The following is a 17,340-nucleotide window of genomic DNA, read 5'->3' on the forward strand; positions in this document are numbered from 1 at the left end:
TATTACGCACCCTCTTTGGCAAGATCATTAAGCTTTAACTTAATAATAACTAAATTAGCTGATTTGGCAGCTTCTGCTGCGGTTAAAGCATCTTGATAGGCAGTGCGAGCTTGCTCGGTGTCACCTTTTTTTAGTAACAAGTCACCTTTAAGCTCCTGACGGCTTGCGGTGAAGGCTTTTTCAACAGGTGCATTTAACAGTTTTAATGCTTCAGGCATTTTATCTTGTGCTGCTAACACTTGTGCTAAACGCTGTCTCGCTAGTTCTTCTAAAACTTTATCAGCAGGTTTATCAAGCACTACTTGTAATGATTTAGCTGCCTCTTCTAACTTACCTTGATTAACCGCTACTTTAGCTAAATAAAATTTAGCGTATTGCGCATAATAACTATTAGGATTAGTTTCTTGTAATTGGTTAGCAATGGATGCCACATCGGCTTCTTTTACTTGGTCAATGGGTTGCGACATTGCCATAACAAGCATTTGATAGTTCTGCGCTTCTTTCATTTTATTGGTTAATTGGCGGTTTTCCCAAAACTTCCATACCGCTACCACTGTAATCGCTAACAATATACCAATGAAAATAGGCTTACCATATTCTGTCCAGAAATTTTTTAACTCTTCTATCTGTTCTTGTTCAGTTTGTGTAGACACTATTGGCTACTCCTATTATTTAATAACTTAGTTCAATATATTGTTTAGATGATTTGCTAGCTCAGACCAACTAATGGTTTGCTGTGCTGAATCATCACGTAATGATTTACATAATACGGTTTGTTGGGTTAACTCATCGCCACCTAAAATAATTGCATAACGAGCGCCACTATTGTCCGCTTTTTTAAGCTGGTTTTTAAAATTACCACCACCTGCATTAACCTGCAACTTCAATTGTGGTAATTGATCTCGTAATTGTTCCGCTAATTGCAGTGCTGCTATATCAGTACCCTCACCAACAGCCACTAAGTAAATATCCAATTGGTTTAATGTAGGGGGTATTTTACCTAATTTTTCTAATAAAAGTATAAGTCGTTCCACACCCATAGCAAAACCAACCCCATAGGCTGCTCTGCCACCAATTTGCTCAAATAGACCATCGTAACGGCCACCACCACAAACGGTACCTTGTGCGCCTAATTCAGTGGTTGTCCATTCAAATACTGTTTTGTTGTAATAGTCTAAACCACGCACTAAATTAGCATTAATAACATAAGGAATAGCTAATGCGTCTAGTCGATCTGTTAGCCCTTTAAAATGAGCCGCAGAATCTGCATCTATATAATCAGTAAATTTAGGCGCATTAACTAAAATAGCTTTGGTTTTTTCTATTTTACTGTCTAATATTCTTAAAGGATTAGTGGTTAAACGACGTTTACTGTCTTCATCCAACTGTTCTTTGTGATCTGTTAAATAGTCTACTAAAGCTTGCTTATAGGTATTACGCGCCTCTAAGCTGCCTAAGCTGTTTAACTCAAGGGTAATAACCTGTTCAATCCCTAACACTTTCCATAACCGCCATGTTAGCGCAATCAGTTCTGCGTCAATGTCAGGCCCTGCTAAGTTAAATACCTCTGCACCAATTTGATGAAACTGACGATAACGGCCTTTTTGAGGACGTTCACGACGGAACATAGGGCCACAATACCAAAGTTTTTGGACACGACCTGCGTGGGCTAGACCGTGTTCAATCATCGAGCGTACAACTGCTGCTGTATTTTCAGGGCGTAATGTATAAGATTTGCCATCCTCTTTATCAAGGGTGTACATTTCTTTTTCAACAATATCGGTTACTTCACCAATAGAGCGTTTAAATAACCCTGTATACTCCATAATAGGGGTACGGATTTGTTTATAACCATAGCTATTGAGTAAGTCCGCCACTGTATCTTCAAAATACTGCCATAGCGGTGTTTGCTCTGGCAAGATATCATTCATTCCAGTGATAGCTTGTAATGCCTCTGTCACTCTATAATTTCCTTAAGGCTACTCGCCTATAAACTTATTTTTAACTACGTGCAATAATAGCTGCTTGCTCTGCAAGTTTTTGTTTAGCTTTTTCTCTAATTAAGCGTTCTAGCTCATCAATAAAGTGGTCGTTGGATAGTTTTTGTGCAGGCTTACCATCCACATAAACCAAATTATTAGGCGTCCCCCCGGCCAAACCTAAATCAGCTTCTTTGGCTTCGCCTGGCCCATTTACCACACAACCAATAACCGCTACATCCATAGGCACTAACAAGTCATCTAGTCGGGTTTCAAGTTCATTCATGGTTTTCACCACATCAAAATTTTGTCTTGAACAACTTGGACATGCAATAAAGTTAATACCACGAGAACGCAGCTTAAGCGATTTTAATAGATCAAAGCCTACTTTTACTTCTTCCACAGGATCAGCCGCTAATGAAATACGTAGCGTATCACCAATACCTTCTGCCAATAAAATACCCAGCCCTACTGCCGACTTAACCGTACCAGAACGAAGGCCGCCTGCTTCAGTAATCCCCAAATGTAATGGCTGCTCGATTTGCTTGGCTAGTAAACGATAAGCACTCACCGCCATAAACACATCTGAGGCTTTAACACTGACTTTAAAATTTTGAAAATCTAACTTATCTAAATAATCAATATGGCGTAATGCTGACTCTACCAATGCTTCCGGGGTAGGTTCACCGTATTTTTTTTGTAAGTCTTTTTCTAAAGAACCCGCATTAACTCCAATACGAATAGGAATATTTTTATCTTTAGCAGCATCAACCACTGCTTTAACCCGATCTTCTCTACCGATATTGCCAGGATTAATACGTAAACAATCTACACCAAGCTCTGCCACCCTTAATGCAATGGTATAGTCAAAATGAATATCCGCTACTAAAGGTACGTTTACTTGTTTTTTAATTTCTCCAAAAGCTTCTGCTGCTTCCATACTCGGTACAGAAACACGTACGATATCTGCCCCTGCTTTTTCAAGCTGTTGAATTTGCGCAACGGTAGCTGCAACATCACAGGTTTCGGTGTTGGTCATGCTTTGTACACTGATAGGTGCATCACCACCTACTGCTACATTACCGACATAAATTTTTCTGGAAAGACGACGTTTTATGGGTGAAGTGGTATTCATGAGAGCTGCTTATTGACCTAGTTTAACACGGTGGGTCGAGCCAGGTTTCGTTTCAATAGCCACTTGTTGTCCGTTATAAGTGAGTGTTGTAGCATTCGGCGCACCTAGCACTAACTCCAGTGGTGCTTTACCCGTAATATCTAAACTAGTATTAGCCGTGTATAGTTTATTAATAAGTACTTTACCTGTAGCGTCTGTTAACGTAACCCAACAATTTGAATTAAAACTTGCCTGTACACGCCCTTCCCCTGCTTTAACAGTAGAAATAGGTTGTGTTACTTGTACATTCTGTAGTGAAGCATCAGTATTTTGTTGCGCTGCATTATTTGCAGCCAAATCCACAGCAGTTGATGTTTGCGGCTCTACAATAACTGTATTTTCATCCGCTGTAGTGGTATTTCTTATTTCAGTTAAAGGAATACCTTGTACTTGCTGATTATGATCGTTGCTGTCTGTATTGGTTAAATCACTGTTAGTCGTCAATGGAATAGTTGCAACAGAGGAGTTATTGTTATTTGCAGCACTATGGGTTGATTCAATAATTACGGGTGCCATACTTTCTGAACTTTCTTTGGAGGCCACATAGTTCTGCCAAATAAGGAATACAATGCCAGCAAGAATAATACATACCACAAAACTAATTAACCAATAGATACTATTAGAAATCTGTTTCAATTGCTTAATTTGTTTAAAATCAAGTGTTTTATTTTCAGTTACATCACCTTCTGTTTGGTTATCAAATAATTTGACCAAATCTTCAGAATTCTCTAATTCAAGGTATTTAGCATAGTTACGAATATAACCACGGGCGAAGGTAAGCCCTGGTAATTTACCATAGTCGGCTGTTTCTACATATTGAATAAACCGATCAGGTAAATTTAACGCTAATGCAATTTGTTTTGTGGTCAGCCCTTTCTTTTCACGCTCATTTTTTAAGATGGCACCAGGATGTTGGGACTGATTATTAAGATTATCTGTTATCTCAGTATTCATTTACGACCTGCCTTATATTCTCTATATTCAGCAGAACTTGGATATAACTGTTCAAGCTGGGATGCGTAACTTGCTGCTTTAACTCTATCGTTAAGTGCATTAGATAAACGAATACCTAATAATAAACTTTGTGGGCTTTGTCTGCCTTCAACTGCAGCAACAAAAGAGTTATAATAACGTGATGCAGTGGCATAATCGCCCTGTAAATAATGTACATTGGCTAATGCTAAAATAGATCCAACACGATCCCTATTTAACAGTAACGCGCGCTGAAAATACTCATCAGCGGCTTTTAAGTCTTTTTGCTGTACAGAGATAAAGCCTAAATTCTCAAATATCATTGAACGACCTGAGTAGAAATTATCCTGTGATGCTTTTAAGAAAACTTGTTTAGCTTCTGGCAAACGATTTTGTTGGAACAAAAACACACCATAATTATTTAAAATTCTTGCATTGTCAGGGGCTGCCGATAAGGCTTTCTTAAAATACTCTTCTGCAAGCTTTGGGTCTTTTTCAATCTGAAATATATAGGCCATCGTTGCATTTGCATCCGCACTCGATGGGTCTAACTTTAAGGCATCTAATAAAGGTTGCTTGGCCTGTTCTGTTTGGCCTTCTCTTACATAGCCAACCGCTAAATCAATATAAGCCTGTATAGCTTCTTTACGTCCTTTTTCTGTTTGTAACGGTCCTTTTCTGCCATCAACTTCTGTCACACAAGCCGTAATAATTAAACAACTCATCGTAAGTAATAATATTTTTAATAATCTGTTAACTATCTGCATTGCCTTTATTCCTTACTACTTAACGGTTGCTGTAACTAATGAATCGTCATTCGCCAATTCACGTAATGCAATATAACGCTCACTACGACGCGTTCGATCTTTAATCTGCCCTACTAATTGACCACAGGCTGCATCAATATCCTCACCTCTGGTGGTACGGACAGTGACATTAAACCCTGCGTTATAAAGCATATCTTGGAATCTTCTAACAGCGTTATTACTTGGACGTTCATAACCTGAATGAGGAAATGGATTAAACGGAATTAAATTAATTTTGCAGGGTACATTCTTTAATAAAGCGATCAACTGTTCAGCATGCTCTGCTTGATCATTAATCCCTTTTAATAAAGTATATTCTATGGTTAATACTCTTTTCTCACCTAGCTGTGAAATGTAATTAAGGCTGGCTTCTAGTAATTTTTCTAAGGGATATTTTTTATTAATAGGTACTAACTGGTTACGCAATTCATTGTTGGGTGCATGTAGTGAAATCGCTAAAGAGACATCCACATATTTAGCTAATTCCGCAATCATGGGTACTACGCCTGAAGTGGAAATGGTTACTTTTCGCTTTGAAATACCGTAACCTAAGTCATCCATCATAATTTGCATGGCAGCCACAACATTATCAAAATTAAGTAGCGGTTCACCCATACCCATTAACACAACGTTAGTAATAGCACGATCAATTTTACCAGGGATGGTTCCAAAGGATTTATTGGCAATCCAAACCTGCCCAATCACTTCTGCTGCTGTTAAATTGCTATGAAAACCTTGTTTACCCGTTGAGCAGAAACTACAATCTAAACCGCAACCTGCTTGTGAAGAAACACAGAGTGTGCCACGGTTATTTTGGGGTATATAGACCGTTTCAATCAAATTCCCTGAATCAACCTTAATAACCCATTTACGTGTACCATCATTGGAAATATTTTGGCTAATAATTTCTGGGCCACGTATTTCTGCACGTTGTTTTAACTTTTCTTTTAAGACTTTGCCAAAATTGGTGATATTATCAAAATCATCTACACCAAAATGGTGTATCCACTTCATTAGCTGGCCTGCCCGAAAACGTTTCTCGCCAATAGATTCGAAAAAGTCTTCTAGCTGCGACTGAGTCAGTCCCAGTAAATTTAACTTATCAGTCGCATTACTCATAGCTTACTACCTACTATTAACAAAATTAGCGAATACGCGCGCATACTTCAGTAGCAGCAAAGAAATAGCTAATTTCACGGGCAGCCGATTCAGGTGAATCAGAACCATGAACTGCATTTTCATCAATAGACACAGCAAAATCAGCACGGATAGTGCCTTTGTCTGCTTTTTTAGGATCTGTCGCGCCCATTAGTTCACGATTTTTAGCAATTGCATTTTCACCCTGTAATACTTGTACAACCACAGGACCAGAAGTCATAAAAGACACTAAATCTTTAAAAAATGGACGTTCTTTATGCTCAGCATAAAAACCACCTGCTTCACGCTCAGACAACTGTACCATTTTTGCAGCAACTACACTTAAACCTGCTTTTTCAAAACGGCTGATAATTTCACCAATAGCATTCTTTGCAACGGCATCAGGTTTAATGATAGAAAGGGTACGTTCAACAGCCATAAAAACTCCTAAAAATAAATGAGACTTAAAGTGATTAATTATACTCAAATTATTAACACAATCCTATAACTAAAACACCACTAATGTAACAAAATGACAAATCCTGTGATTAACTTGTTATAATGGATCTATCGAAATTTGCTGATTTATTATACCCTTGTTATAACAATGCACCAACTCCCTGTAAATTTACTCAATGCTGACCAATTACTGATCCAATTACAAACAGTTATTGAACGCTGCTATCAAACAGCAGAATCTTTCTTTAAATGTTCCTTTGCAAGGCCTCAAGTACAGTTAAACCTTAGAGGGTATAACGCAGGCACTGCAACACCCCAAAAAAACCTATTACGCTTTAATAAACAACTATTGCTTGCTAATCAGCAACATTTTTTAAAGTACACCGTTCCCCATGAAGTTGCTCATCTGATCGCCTATCAAATCTTTGGTTTAACCATTAAACCCCATGGTAAAGAATGGCAACTGATTATGCAGCAGGTTTATCAGTTACCTGCTGAGCGTTGTCATCACTATACGGTGGCTAGAAAGCCAAAACGCTACTTTATTTATCAATGCCCTTGTAACCAACAACATCCTTTAACTATCAGGCGACATAACGCTATTCAGCAAGGCACACGATATATCTGCAAAGGTTGCAAACAAACTTTAACCTATACCCATAAGATTAATTATCAGTAACAAGTCAATTGATTCATTTCTTAACAAAACATTACAAAAACTAACATTTTTTTGGTTATACTAACAAAATCCATTACTGTATAGCGCCTGATTTGATCGGTTAACTGAAAAAATTATAATTATGACATTTAGAAAAGACATAAACGGACTACGTGCATTTGCAGTACTTGCAGTATTATTGTTTCACTTTCATATCAGTGGTTTTAGTGGTGGCTTTTCTGGAGTTGATGTGTTTTTTGTAATCTCTGGTTATTTAATGACAGGGATTATTTTTGACCGTATTCGAAAAGATAACTTTTCAATTATTGATTTTTATATTGCTCGTGCTAAGCGGATTATTCCTGCTTTAGCTATCTTATGTATCATCTTAATGATATTAGGTCATTTCTATTTGTATCCAGATGACTACAGAGGCCTTCTAAGAGATGTAAAAAATAGTTTATTGTTTAAGTCCAATATATCTTATGGCAACGATTCCAATTATTTTAGCACGCCACCCCAAGAAAATTGGCTTCTACACACTTGGTCATTATCAGTAGAATGGCAATTTTATATTATCTATCCACTTATCGTGGCTTTACTTTGTAAATACCTTAAAGAGCCCATCACTAAGATAATTCTCATCATTGCTACCCTAGTATCTTTTGTTGCTGCCAATATATTTATTTATCAAGATCCAACCTCGACCTTCTTTCTATTGCCTACACGTGCTTGGGAAATGTTAGTAGGTGGTTTAGTTTTTCTACTACCCCTCTCCTTAACCAGTAAAACCCGTCTTAGCTTAGCTATTGTCGGTTTATTATTAATTATTTTTGGTTTCTTCTATATTACTGAAGGAACTGCTTGGCCTAGTTATTTAACGTTAATACCCGTACTAGGAACAATCATGGTGCTGTATGGTAATAAACAATTATTTATTACCAATAATAGTGTGGCGCAATTTATAGGCAAGATTTCTTACTCACTGTATCTATGGCACTGGCCTATTGCTGTATTCCTCTATTATTGCGGTATTATTAATACGCCTTTTTATGTGATTATGGGCATAGTAGCTTCTTTTGTGATGGCTAGCCTGTCTTACTTTATTGTTGAACAATTCTTTTTACGCAGAAAAAACAGTCGTCGTGCTGCTGTAATAAAATACTTCGCTGTGGTGATTTTGCTGGGTGGTGTTGTATCACCAGCCATTGCTTCATTAGTCAAAAAATATCGTTATGACGAACTAACAGTGAAGCAAGAGCAAACAATACCTACACTAGTCAAACAATGTACGGTGATTGATAAAGAGATATCTGATTGTGAGTATGGTATGGGACAAGCAACGGCTATATTAATTGGTGATAGCCATGCAGGTGTACTCACTAGCACAGTATATTTAGCCAACCCTCAAAAAACCATTATATGGGCGCGCGGTGGCTGTCCTATATTGGACACTAATTTTAGATTTAAAAGTGCCACTGAAACGGCGATTTGCCAAAAGTTTACTCGTCGAATTTTTGATCGTTTAGAAACAGGCTATGCGGATTTACCCGTGATTATTGCTAATCGTGCTAGCTTATATCCAGATCCAGCAGATATAGGAGGTCACTTTGTACTCTTACCTAATATTAATAATGATAATCGTCAAAAATACTTGCAGACCTATCGTACAACCTTTGTAGATACTGTTTGTAAAATTAAACAAAAGCGTCCTGTTTATATTGTTAAGCCAATCCCAGAAATGCAATACAATGTTGTTAAAAGCTTGCAAATGCAAAAACATTTTCTAAAAACGCCAACCGATATAATATTACCCCTTGAAGACTACTATAAACGCCATGAGTTTATCCTCTCAATCATGATGGATGCACAGCAAAAATGTGGTGCTCAGTTGCTTGACCCAATACCCTATCTATGTACTGATGGCAAAGACTGTATAGCCTCCGAAGGTGGTATACCGCTTTACAGTGATGATAATCATCTTAATTTTAAAGGAAGTAAATTATTAACACCGCTTTTCAAAGATATTTTTGCTTCCCCTTAATGGCTATTAGCTATGAATAAAGCCTAAGCAAACCATTAATACTGCTTGTAAATTACTGTAGAGATTCTATATTGCAATGATTTTTGTCTATCTTATTACAAGCACCAACACGCTTATTAATTAACACCATCCGCCAGCATAAAAACTACCTAAGCTAGCTATTGTCTTAATAAAACCAACTCAATGTTTTAAAACAATAATTGTAATAACTGCTGCAATTATCACTAAATTTAGAACACTGTATGCCATTGTTGCTTGTCTATGGCTAATTTAGGTAAAATTAATGATTATGCTTTTTATTATCAACTTTATTAAGTTTATATAAAAATAATACTAACCGCTTTTTTGAAGAGAACAAATGAAACAATCACACTCCTATACAGCAACCGCTAAAATCCTGCACTGGTTAATGGCCTTTATTTGGATATTTGTTTGGATTATTGGCATGATGGCCGTTTATGGCCGTGATACTTTTAACCCACAGCATGGCTTAACTGTTTTACATAAAGCTGTTGCTAGTACCTTACTGGCACTTATTGTTATTCGTATTATTTGGCGTCTTACCCACACCCCACCCCCTTTGCCAGATACAATGAGTAGCCATATGCAACAAATGGCTAAGTTAGGGCATTTTGTACTCTATACAGTTGCTCTGCTATGTATGCCTATTAGCGGTTGGTTGTTAAGTTCTTTTGCGGATAAACCCGTTTTATTTGCAGGTTTATTCACCCTACCTCCTTTAACAGCACCAAAGCCTGAATATACTGGATTAATGCGAGATATACATACTTATTTAGCTTGGTTTTGTGGTTTGTTAGTAGCAGGTCATATCTTAGTGGCTTTAAAACATCACTTTATTGATAAAGATAATGTATTGATTAGCATGGCGCCAAATCATGGCAAAAAATAAAAAAGGGCTATAAAGCCCTTTTTTACTATTTGTTAATCCATACGCACCCAGCGCTGATTAATAAATAACTCACTGGATCTATATTGTAGTTTATAACTCATTTTGCGACAGTTTTTAATCCAATATCCTAGTGATAAATAAGATAACCCTAAACGTTTACATTCTTCTATCTGCCATAAAATAGCATATTGCCCTAAGCTACGGCGATGCTCTAACGGTTCAAAGAAGGTATAGACAGCCGATAAGCTATCTTGCAATAGGTCAACCACAGCTACTGCTAATAACTGTCCCTCTTTTCTAAACTCATAAAATGAGCAATAATCAGGCGCATCCACTAAAAAACTTTGGTATTGCTCACGGGTAGCAGGATACATATCCCCATCCTTGTGGCGCATACCGATATAACGCTCATATAGCCAAAAATACTCTTTTGTTAATTGAGGCCTAACTTGCTTAATCTGTAAATCTTGATTGTAACGTATGATACGTTTTTGCTGACGATTGGGTTTAAACTGATTAATTACAACCCGCACCGCAATACACGCATGACAAGTTGCGCAGTGCGGTTGATAAACATAACTGCCACTACGTCGAAAACCTAAACTAGACAGTTCTGTGTATTGTTTTTTGGTAAGCGTCACATTGGGGTCAACAAAAACGGTAGAGGCTTGTTGATCCGTTAAATAACTACAAGGATGGGGGTCTGTTAAATAAAGATTAATATTGGCCAGATCGTTTTTCATATAACAATCCCACTACTATGCCAGTCAATAGTAATAGGTTGGTTTTGATAGCTTTGTAAGTAATCAGCAAATTCATGTCGTGCAATTAACTCAGCCCCTAGACTTTGCAAATGACTGGTGTGCATTTGACAGTCAATTAATACAACTCTAGCATCTCTTAGTTTATAAACCAAATGAATAAACCCTATTTTAGACGCATTACTTATACGGCTAAACATAGACTCGCCAAAGAATAGACGTCCTAATGACAAGCCGTATAAACCACCCACTAATTGGCCCTCTGCCCACACTTCCACAGAATGTGCTAAGCCTTTATTATGCATGGTGATATAGGCTTTTTGCATGGCTTCTGTTATCCATGTTTGATCGGTATAAGCACGTGGCTCACTACAGGCTTTAATAACCTCAACAAAAGCTTTATCAAAAGTAATTTCAAACGGTGATTTCTTCAATAGCTTTAGCATGCTTCGAGAAACATGTAACTTTTCAGGAAAAAGCACCATTCTTGGGTCTGGAGACCACCATAAAATGGGATCATCCTGATTAAACCAAGGAAAACAGCCATGCCGATAGGCTGCTTCTAAACGCTCTGGCGACAAATCACCGCCAACCGCTAACAGACCATCAGGTTCTGTTAGCGCATTTTCTAAAGGTGGAAACTCTAAGCTTTCATCTGCCAATAGAGTTAAAGTCACAGTGGCTATATTCCATCTAAATAGCGTTCAACATCTAATGCAGCCATACAGCCCGCTGCTGCTGAAGTAATTGCTTGACGATACACTTGATCCGCCACATCACCTGCCGCAAACACACCCTCTACACTGGTAGCAGTAACACCGTGTTTGCCACCCTGCAATTTAATATAGCCATTATCTAACGCTAATTGACCTTGGAAAATATCCGTATTCGGTTTATGACCAATGGCAATAAATACGCCCATCAATTCAAGATCTGTGGTTGCCCCTGTATTCACATCTTTTAAGCGAACGCCATTGACCCCCATTGTATTGCCTAATACTTCATCAAGGGTCGTGTTCCAATGAATAACCACATTACCTGATTCTGCTTTTTCTAGTAGCTTATCTTGCATAATCTTTTCACAACGTAATTTGTCACGACGGTGAATAAGATGTACTTCCTTAGCAATATTAGATAAATACAAAGCTTCCTCAACCGCTGTATTACCACCACCTACAACTGCTACCACTTGCTTTTTATAAAAGAAGCCATCACAGGTTGCACAAGCCGAAACACCTTTGCCCATAAAACGTTCTTCAGAAGGTAAACCTAAGTATTGAGCCGACGCACCTGTAGCTATAATTAATGCATCACAAGTATAAGTGCCACTATCACCTACTAGGGTAAATGGTTTTTTTGATAGATCAGCTTGATTAATATGATCGTAAACAATTTCTGTGGCAAAACGCTCAGCATGTTTTTGCATACGTTCCATTAACGCTGGACCTTGCACCCCTTCCACATCACCAGGCCAATTATCAACCTCAGTAGTGGTGGTTAACTGGCCACCTGGTTGCATGCCAGTAATTAATAACGGGCTCAAATTAGCGCGTGCTGCATAAACAGCCGCTGTATAACCTGCTGGGCCTGCACCTAACACAATTACTTTAGAGTGTTTTACATCAGTCATAACTATCTCGCTTCCGCATACATTATTCAAAATTGGCACTATTGTACAACATTCCATAAACAGATAGGCAGCAGTGATAATTTATAGTATTAATAAATTTAATTAATGGACTTAGGACATAATTACTATTGTATTAATGCTACGTAAACACAGTACAATAATCATAATAAATTTTATTTTAACTTTAACTAATGAGATAGATTTTATGGCTACTATTGAAATAACCACTGAAAACTTTGAAAAGACCATTGAAAATAACGATATTGTTATTTTAGACTTCTGGGCAGCATGGTGTGGTCCTTGTCGTAATTTTGCGCCGACTTTTGAAGCCGCTGCTGAAAAACATACTGATATTGTGTTTGGTAAAATCAACACCGAAGAGCAAGAAGAACTAGCAGGCAGTTTTGGTGTTCGCTCTATTCCAACCATCGCGGTATTCCGTGAGCAAGTAGTTGTTTATTTTGAAGCAGGCGCTTTAACAGCCGCTGATTTAGAAAACTTAATCGAACAAGTACGTGGTCTTGATATGGAAAAGATCAAAGCAGAAATCGCTGCTGAACAACAAAACGCTTAATTTTTGAGAACCCTAATGACCCACCAAGCCCCTTTTGTCGTTGGCCTAAATGAATGGATTAGCCTGCCTGAACTAGGGGTAATTGGATTACGTGCAAAAATTGATACGGGCGCAACCACTTCTAGTCTGCATGCCACCGATATTAAAGTGATTACCCGTAACAATCAAAAATGGGTACGCTTTACAGCCCATATTGGTACGCTAGTACAGCGGGGTCATCGCTGTGAAGCTAAACTGGTTAGTACCAAAACCATTAAAAGCTCTAATGGACAAAGCCAAAGCCGCTATGTAATCCGTACACTATTAGCACTAGGAAATCGCAGTTGGCCTGTGGAATTCACATTAGCTTGCCGTAAATCCATGCAATACCGTGTATTGTTAGGCTCTAATGCGCTTATTGATGGTCAACTACTGGTTAATCCAGCACTTTCTTATGTACAACCTAAGCCGCTGTTTAGCCTATTACCTAAATAGTTGAGTTACCTACTCTATGAAAATAGCTATTCTGTCACGTAACGCTGAACTTTACTCCACCAAAAGATTACTTGAAGCGGGTACTGATCGCGGCCATCAAATGATAGTTATAAACCCATTACGTGCGTATATGAATATCACCAGTCAACAACCACAGATTTACTCACAAGGTGAGTCTGTCAGTGATATTGATGCTGTTATTCCAAGAATTGGTGCATCCATCACCTTTTATGGCTGTGCCTTATTACAGCAATTTGAAATGATGGGAATTTTTACCCTGAATAACTCAGGGGCGGTAGCTCGCTCACGGGATAAATTACGCTGTTTGCAACTGCTTTCAACACAAGGGATTGACCTACCTGTTACAGGATTTGCTCACTCCCCCGATGATATTGCCAACCTTATCCAAATGGTAGGTGGTGCGCCACTTGTTATTAAACTACTCGAAGGTACTCAAGGGCTAGGGGTTGTACTCTGTGAAACCAAACAAGCCGCAGAATCGGTACTGCAATCCTTTATGAAACTCAAACATCATATGATGGTACAAGAGTATATTAAAGAAGCAGCAGGTGCTGATATTCGCTGCTTAGTAATCGGTGGCAAAGTGGTTGCTGCCATGAAGCGACAAGCACAAGCAGGTGACTTTCGCTCCAACCTACACTGTGGTGGTACAGCCGAGCCGATAAAAATCACTGCTAAAGAACGTGCAGTAGCAGTAAAAGCAGCCAAAGTGCTAGGCTTACATATCGCAGGTGTTGATATCCTACGCTCCAACCGTGGCCCATTAGTCATGGAAGTAAACTCCTCCCCCGGCCTAGAAGGCATCGAAAACATCACCAAAAAAGATATTGCTAGTTTAATAATTGAGTATTTAGAAAATAATTATACTAATCATAAAAAGCATAAAAAAATAACTTAACCATTGCTTAATCACTAGATTAAGGGCATTGCTTTATTGGTAAAATCTGCCACTATATATACCTTAAATTAATACACTTCTAGAGGGATTTATATGAGCAAGAAAATGCGTAGAGAGCCTAGTAAGGCCAAGCGTTTGGTGATGCAACCACAATTTCGTAGTTTTTCTGAGAAACCAGCTAAAGGCAAAGGTAGCTATAACCGTAAAGCCTCACGTAACAACCGTTATGATGAGGCTTTTGCTGCTTAGTAAACTATTATTTTTATTCCCTTCTCCTTCTTCAAACCGTTTAAATATTTCTCTCTGTTGTTTATTTTCTGTTAGTTATCTTTAATCAATTGACACAGCAAACAAATAAAAACCATCATCCATTAAGCTAAAGACTATTGTTGATTAAATCGGTAAAATAGTATCTTTCTCTATTGATACCCGTTTTAATGAGGTTGCTATGTTTTATCGTGTTACTTGTGCTGGCTTAACGTTGTTGTTAACTGCTTGCTCACAATCAGCTACAGATGCTTACACCGAGCAAACAGCTATTACAGCCACCCAACAAGAAGCGGTTGAAGCGAAAGTAACACCACAACCTGTTGTTAAACAAAGTACAGTTGAAGAACCAGAAGTTAGATTTTTAGCGCCTACTCAAAGTTTTAATGCATGGAAGGCTGATTTTAAAGATTTTGCCTTAGCCAAAGGGTTAAATGAGCAAGTTTTTGACCAAGCATTTAAAGGGGTAACACCTGATCCTGATGTGGTTAAAGCAGATTATAGTCAACCTGAATTTACTCGCCCTGTTTGGGAGTATTTAAGCACTGCTGTGTCTGCCACACGTATTACTAATGGTCAAAAGAAAATCCAAGAACACAAACAAACGGTAGATGCTATTGAACAACACTATAGTGTTGACCAAGAGGTGATGGTATCTATTTGGGGTATGGAAAGTGGCTACGGTAGTTTCACGGGTAATAAAAATGTGATTCGCTCTTTGGCTACGTTGGCTTATGAGGGTAGACGTATTAGTTTTGCTAGGGAGCAGTTAATCGCAGCTTTGCAAATTTTACAAAATGGTGATGTAAGCAGTAAAGATATGCTGGGTTCTTGGGCGGGTGCTATGGGGCAAACCCAGTTTATTCCTACCACTTATTTAGCCTTAGCAGTTGATTTTGATAAAGATGGCCATCGTAATATTTGGACTTCTGTACCTGATGCTCTCGCCTCTACTGCTAATTATTTAAAAACATCAGGTTGGCAGTATAAAGAGACTTGGGGGCATGAAGTTAAGCTACCGCAAAACTTTAACTATTACCTGACGGATATTAGCACAAGAAAATCGGTTGCTGATTGGTCTGCCATGGGGGTAACATTGGTTAATGGTCAGGCTATACCTAGCACAGAACACGGCTTACAAGCAGCTATTATTTTACCTGCGGGCGCACGAGGCCCTGCGTTTATTGTTTATCGTAATTTCTTTGCTATTATGAAATATAATAATTCTACCTCTTATGCGTTAGCGGTCAGTTTGTTAATGGATAATTTAAAAGGTAAAGCAGGTAAAGTAGTAAGTAGTTGGCCTGTGGATGATAAACCACTTTCCAGAACTGAGCGCAAAGAATTACAAAGTTTACTCAATCAAAATGGTTATAATGCAGGTTATGCGGATGGTATTATTGGTGCCAATACCCGTCAAGCATTGCGTAGTTATCAGCAACGTATAGGTTTGCCTGCCGATGGTTATCCGAGCCATGAGTTATTAAATAAACTTAAGGGTATTCAATAGTTATGCCTACTAGCGATGATTTAGCCGCCCTTATGCAGCGGCTAAATCAATCAAAATTTCGACGTAGTATTGCACTCAATTCTAAAGATTACTTTTACCTGCAACAAAAAGGTAAACAACTTATCAGTCAACACGCTGCTGATTTTATAGCGCAACGTTTAGCACCTGCGCAGCCAGTTAATGATGGCAAACAAACCCCTTGGAAAGGCCACCCTGTGTTTGTAGCACAGCATGCTACAGCTACGTGTTGTCGCAGTTGTTTACAAAAATGGCATGGCATTACTAAAAATCAGCCATTAACGGCTACACAGCAGCAATATATTGTTACGGTTATCATGTACTGGCTGGACTTGGGTAAAGTAAAATCAATAAAAAATACTAGTCGGAATTTATCCTTGCTATAATGTGTCGCTTTCATCAATTATCTTTACTAGGCTTTTAGTGTGGATTTAACTTCTTTTATTGCTCAATATGGTTATATTGCTATCGTGTTAGGCGCTATCATAGAGGGCGAGACTGTAGCTGTATTAGGGGGCATAGCAGCTAATACCACATTAAGTTTACCAATGGTCTATTTTATGGCCTTTGTAGGTGCTTGGCTTTGTGATTCTGTATTATTTTTAATCGGCCATTATTACGGCCCTGCAATTATCGAGAAGTTACCTAAGCATAAAGATAAAATTGAAAAAGTAGAAATGATGATTCGCAAACATGATTTACTTGCTATTATTGGCTTACGTTTCCTCTATGGATTAAGGACTATCGGACCTATCTCTATTGGCATAGCAGGCGTTAATAGTGTACGATTTATTATATGTAATGCAGTAGGCTCTGCACTATGGTCATCTATCTTTGTCACTATTGGTTATAGTGCGGGTAAAATTTTTGAAGAGCAATTACAAAAAATAGGCAATAACCTCTTCCCTGTCATAGTAATTGCAATAGTTGTATTTTGTATTTTCTTCTTGATACGAACTGTTATTGGTAGACGTCATCGTCATACTAAAAAAACTAATGGTGAGTAAAATTAATAGGTGTAATTTACTTTATCATGGTAAATGGCACA

At 38.1% G+C, this 17,340-nt stretch carries 20 protein-coding genes; 10 read left to right on the plus strand and 10 right to left on the minus strand.

All coding sequences use genetic code 11. The features are described 5' to 3' along the window. Positions 1-2: 2 nt before the first annotated feature. The 7 genes from JHT90_RS09375 to ndk are packed head-to-tail and all read right to left on the minus strand — an operon-like array spanning position 3 to position 6,507. Positions 3-653, minus strand: a complete 651-nt coding sequence (locus JHT90_RS09375) for a YfgM family protein (protein ID WP_201090516.1) — start codon at positions 651-653, stop codon at positions 3-5. A 27-nt stretch (positions 654-680) separates the two neighbouring features. Then, a complete protein-coding gene (hisS, locus tag JHT90_RS09380) occupies positions 681-1,961 on the minus strand; it encodes a histidine--tRNA ligase (RefSeq protein WP_201090517.1) in 1,281 nt (426 codons plus the stop codon). Between the two features lie 40 nt (positions 1,962-2,001). Next, complete coding sequence (gene ispG / locus JHT90_RS09385) at positions 2,002-3,114, minus strand: flavodoxin-dependent (E)-4-hydroxy-3-methylbut-2-enyl-diphosphate synthase (protein ID WP_201090518.1); 1,113 nt, start codon at positions 3,112-3,114, stop codon at positions 2,002-2,004. Between the two features lie 9 nt (positions 3,115-3,123). After that, complete coding sequence (locus tag JHT90_RS09390) at positions 3,124-4,107, minus strand: RodZ domain-containing protein (RefSeq protein WP_201090519.1); 984 nt, start codon at positions 4,105-4,107, stop codon at positions 3,124-3,126. Beyond that, positions 4,104-4,892 carry a type IV pilus biogenesis/stability protein PilW gene (pilW, locus tag JHT90_RS09395; RefSeq protein ID WP_201090520.1) on the minus strand — a complete coding sequence of 263 codons (789 nt, stop codon included), beginning with the start codon at positions 4,890-4,892 and terminating at the stop codon, positions 4,104-4,106. The genes JHT90_RS09390 and pilW overlap by 4 nt, the downstream gene beginning before the upstream one ends. A 15-nt stretch (positions 4,893-4,907) precedes the next feature. After that, positions 4,908-6,050, minus strand: a complete 1,143-nt coding sequence (rlmN, locus tag JHT90_RS09400) for a 23S rRNA (adenine(2503)-C(2))-methyltransferase RlmN (protein ID WP_201090521.1) — start codon at positions 6,048-6,050, stop codon at positions 4,908-4,910. Positions 6,051-6,075: 25 nt separating this feature from the next. After that, positions 6,076-6,507 (minus strand): nucleoside-diphosphate kinase, encoded by a 432-nt coding sequence (gene ndk / locus JHT90_RS09405; protein ID WP_201090522.1) that lies wholly within the window; start codon positions 6,505-6,507, stop codon positions 6,076-6,078. A gap of 168 nt (positions 6,508-6,675) precedes the next feature. On the opposite strand from ndk, the gene JHT90_RS09410 reads away from it, so the two are divergent. The 3 genes from JHT90_RS09410 to JHT90_RS09420 all read left to right on the plus strand — a co-directional run bounded on the left by JHT90_RS09410 (position 6,676) and on the right by JHT90_RS09420 (position 10,139). Next, positions 6,676-7,206 carry a SprT family zinc-dependent metalloprotease gene (locus JHT90_RS09410; protein WP_201090523.1) on the plus strand — a complete coding sequence of 177 codons (531 nt, stop codon included), beginning with the start codon at positions 6,676-6,678 and terminating at the stop codon, positions 7,204-7,206. A 121-nt stretch (positions 7,207-7,327) separates the two neighbouring features. Then, complete coding sequence (locus tag JHT90_RS09415; protein WP_201090524.1) at positions 7,328-9,229, plus strand: acyltransferase family protein; 1,902 nt, start codon at positions 7,328-7,330, stop codon at positions 9,227-9,229. Positions 9,230-9,587: 358 nt separating this feature from the next. After that, positions 9,588-10,139, plus strand: coding sequence for a cytochrome b (locus JHT90_RS09420; RefSeq protein ID WP_201090525.1), 552 nt, complete (start codon positions 9,588-9,590; stop codon positions 10,137-10,139). A 32-nt stretch (positions 10,140-10,171) separates the two neighbouring features. Here the strand turns inward: JHT90_RS09420 and JHT90_RS09425 are convergent, their stop codons facing one another. From JHT90_RS09425 to trxB, 3 genes are read right to left on the minus strand one after another with little or no spacing between them, the layout of a single operon-like run. Then, positions 10,172-10,882, minus strand: a complete 711-nt coding sequence (locus tag JHT90_RS09425; RefSeq protein ID WP_201090526.1) for an arginyltransferase — start codon at positions 10,880-10,882, stop codon at positions 10,172-10,174. Further along, positions 10,879-11,577 carry a leucyl/phenylalanyl-tRNA--protein transferase gene (gene aat / locus JHT90_RS09430; RefSeq protein WP_201090527.1) on the minus strand — a complete coding sequence of 233 codons (699 nt, stop codon included), beginning with the start codon at positions 11,575-11,577 and terminating at the stop codon, positions 10,879-10,881. Before aat ends, JHT90_RS09425 begins: the two co-directional genes overlap by 4 nt. Positions 11,578-11,582: 5 nt before the next feature. Beyond that, on the minus strand, positions 11,583-12,530 hold the full coding sequence (gene trxB / locus JHT90_RS09435) for a thioredoxin-disulfide reductase (protein WP_201090528.1): 948 nt from the start codon (positions 12,528-12,530) through the stop codon (positions 11,583-11,585). A gap of 205 nt (positions 12,531-12,735) precedes the next feature. On the opposite strand from trxB, the gene trxA reads away from it, so the two are divergent. From trxA to JHT90_RS09470, 7 genes are all read left to right on the plus strand, one after another. Beyond that, on the plus strand, positions 12,736-13,104 hold the full coding sequence (gene trxA, locus JHT90_RS09440) for a thioredoxin (protein ID WP_201090529.1): 369 nt from the start codon (positions 12,736-12,738) through the stop codon (positions 13,102-13,104). A 15-nt stretch (positions 13,105-13,119) separates the two neighbouring features. After that, positions 13,120-13,578 carry a retropepsin-like aspartic endopeptidase RimB gene (gene rimB / locus JHT90_RS09445; protein WP_201090530.1) on the plus strand — a complete coding sequence of 153 codons (459 nt, stop codon included), beginning with the start codon at positions 13,120-13,122 and terminating at the stop codon, positions 13,576-13,578. Between the two features lie 16 nt (positions 13,579-13,594). Then, a complete protein-coding gene (gene rimK, locus JHT90_RS09450) occupies positions 13,595-14,497 on the plus strand; it encodes a 30S ribosomal protein S6--L-glutamate ligase (protein ID WP_201090531.1) in 903 nt (300 codons plus the stop codon). A gap of 93 nt (positions 14,498-14,590) precedes the next feature. After that, positions 14,591-14,746: an alternative ribosome rescue factor ArfA gene (arfA, locus tag JHT90_RS09455; protein WP_201090532.1), complete on the plus strand. Its 156-nt coding sequence runs from the start codon at positions 14,591-14,593 to the stop codon at positions 14,744-14,746. A gap of 199 nt (positions 14,747-14,945) precedes the next feature. Next, complete coding sequence (locus tag JHT90_RS09460) at positions 14,946-16,274, plus strand: lytic murein transglycosylase (protein ID WP_201090533.1); 1,329 nt, start codon at positions 14,946-14,948, stop codon at positions 16,272-16,274. 2 nt (positions 16,275-16,276) lie between these two features. After that, positions 16,277-16,678 carry a DUF4186 domain-containing protein gene (locus JHT90_RS09465; protein ID WP_201090534.1) on the plus strand — a complete coding sequence of 134 codons (402 nt, stop codon included), beginning with the start codon at positions 16,277-16,279 and terminating at the stop codon, positions 16,676-16,678. 39 nt (positions 16,679-16,717) lie between these two features. Then, positions 16,718-17,299 (plus strand): DedA family protein, encoded by a 582-nt coding sequence (locus JHT90_RS09470; RefSeq protein ID WP_201090535.1) that lies wholly within the window; start codon positions 16,718-16,720, stop codon positions 17,297-17,299. Positions 17,300-17,340 lie beyond the last annotated feature (41 nt).

This window comes from Entomomonas asaccharolytica (assembly GCF_016653615.1).
GTDB lineage: Bacteria > Pseudomonadota > Gammaproteobacteria > Pseudomonadales > Pseudomonadaceae > Entomomonas > Entomomonas asaccharolytica.

Coding starts and splice junctions, on each gene's coding strand:
- rlmN (WP_201090521.1), bottom strand. CDS start 6,050: ATGAGTAATGCGACTGATAAGTTAAATTTACTGGGACTGACTCAGTCG.
- trxB (WP_201090528.1), bottom strand. CDS start 12,530: ATGACTGATGTAAAACACTCTAAAGTAATTGTGTTAGGTGCAGGCCCA.
- JHT90_RS09465 (WP_201090534.1), top strand. CDS start 16,277: ATGCCTACTAGCGATGATTTAGCCGCCCTTATGCAGCGGCTAAATCAA.
- JHT90_RS09460 (WP_201090533.1), top strand. CDS start 14,946: ATGTTTTATCGTGTTACTTGTGCTGGCTTAACGTTGTTGTTAACTGCT.
- pilW (WP_201090520.1), bottom strand. CDS start 4,892: ATGCAGATAGTTAACAGATTATTAAAAATATTATTACTTACGATGAGT.
- ispG (WP_201090518.1), bottom strand. CDS start 3,114: ATGAATACCACTTCACCCATAAAACGTCGTCTTTCCAGAAAAATTTAT.
- JHT90_RS09425 (WP_201090526.1), bottom strand. CDS start 10,882: ATGAAAAACGATCTGGCCAATATTAATCTTTATTTAACAGACCCCCAT.
- ndk (WP_201090522.1), bottom strand. CDS start 6,507: ATGGCTGTTGAACGTACCCTTTCTATCATTAAACCTGATGCCGTTGCA.
- JHT90_RS09390 (WP_201090519.1), bottom strand. CDS start 4,107: ATGAATACTGAGATAACAGATAATCTTAATAATCAGTCCCAACATCCT.
- rimB (WP_201090530.1), top strand. CDS start 13,120: ATGACCCACCAAGCCCCTTTTGTCGTTGGCCTAAATGAATGGATTAGC.
- arfA (WP_201090532.1), top strand. CDS start 14,591: ATGAGCAAGAAAATGCGTAGAGAGCCTAGTAAGGCCAAGCGTTTGGTG.
- JHT90_RS09420 (WP_201090525.1), top strand. CDS start 9,588: ATGAAACAATCACACTCCTATACAGCAACCGCTAAAATCCTGCACTGG.
- rimK (WP_201090531.1), top strand. CDS start 13,595: ATGAAAATAGCTATTCTGTCACGTAACGCTGAACTTTACTCCACCAAA.
- JHT90_RS09415 (WP_201090524.1), top strand. CDS start 7,328: ATGACATTTAGAAAAGACATAAACGGACTACGTGCATTTGCAGTACTT.
- trxA (WP_201090529.1), top strand. CDS start 12,736: ATGGCTACTATTGAAATAACCACTGAAAACTTTGAAAAGACCATTGAA.
- JHT90_RS09410 (WP_201090523.1), top strand. CDS start 6,676: ATGCACCAACTCCCTGTAAATTTACTCAATGCTGACCAATTACTGATC.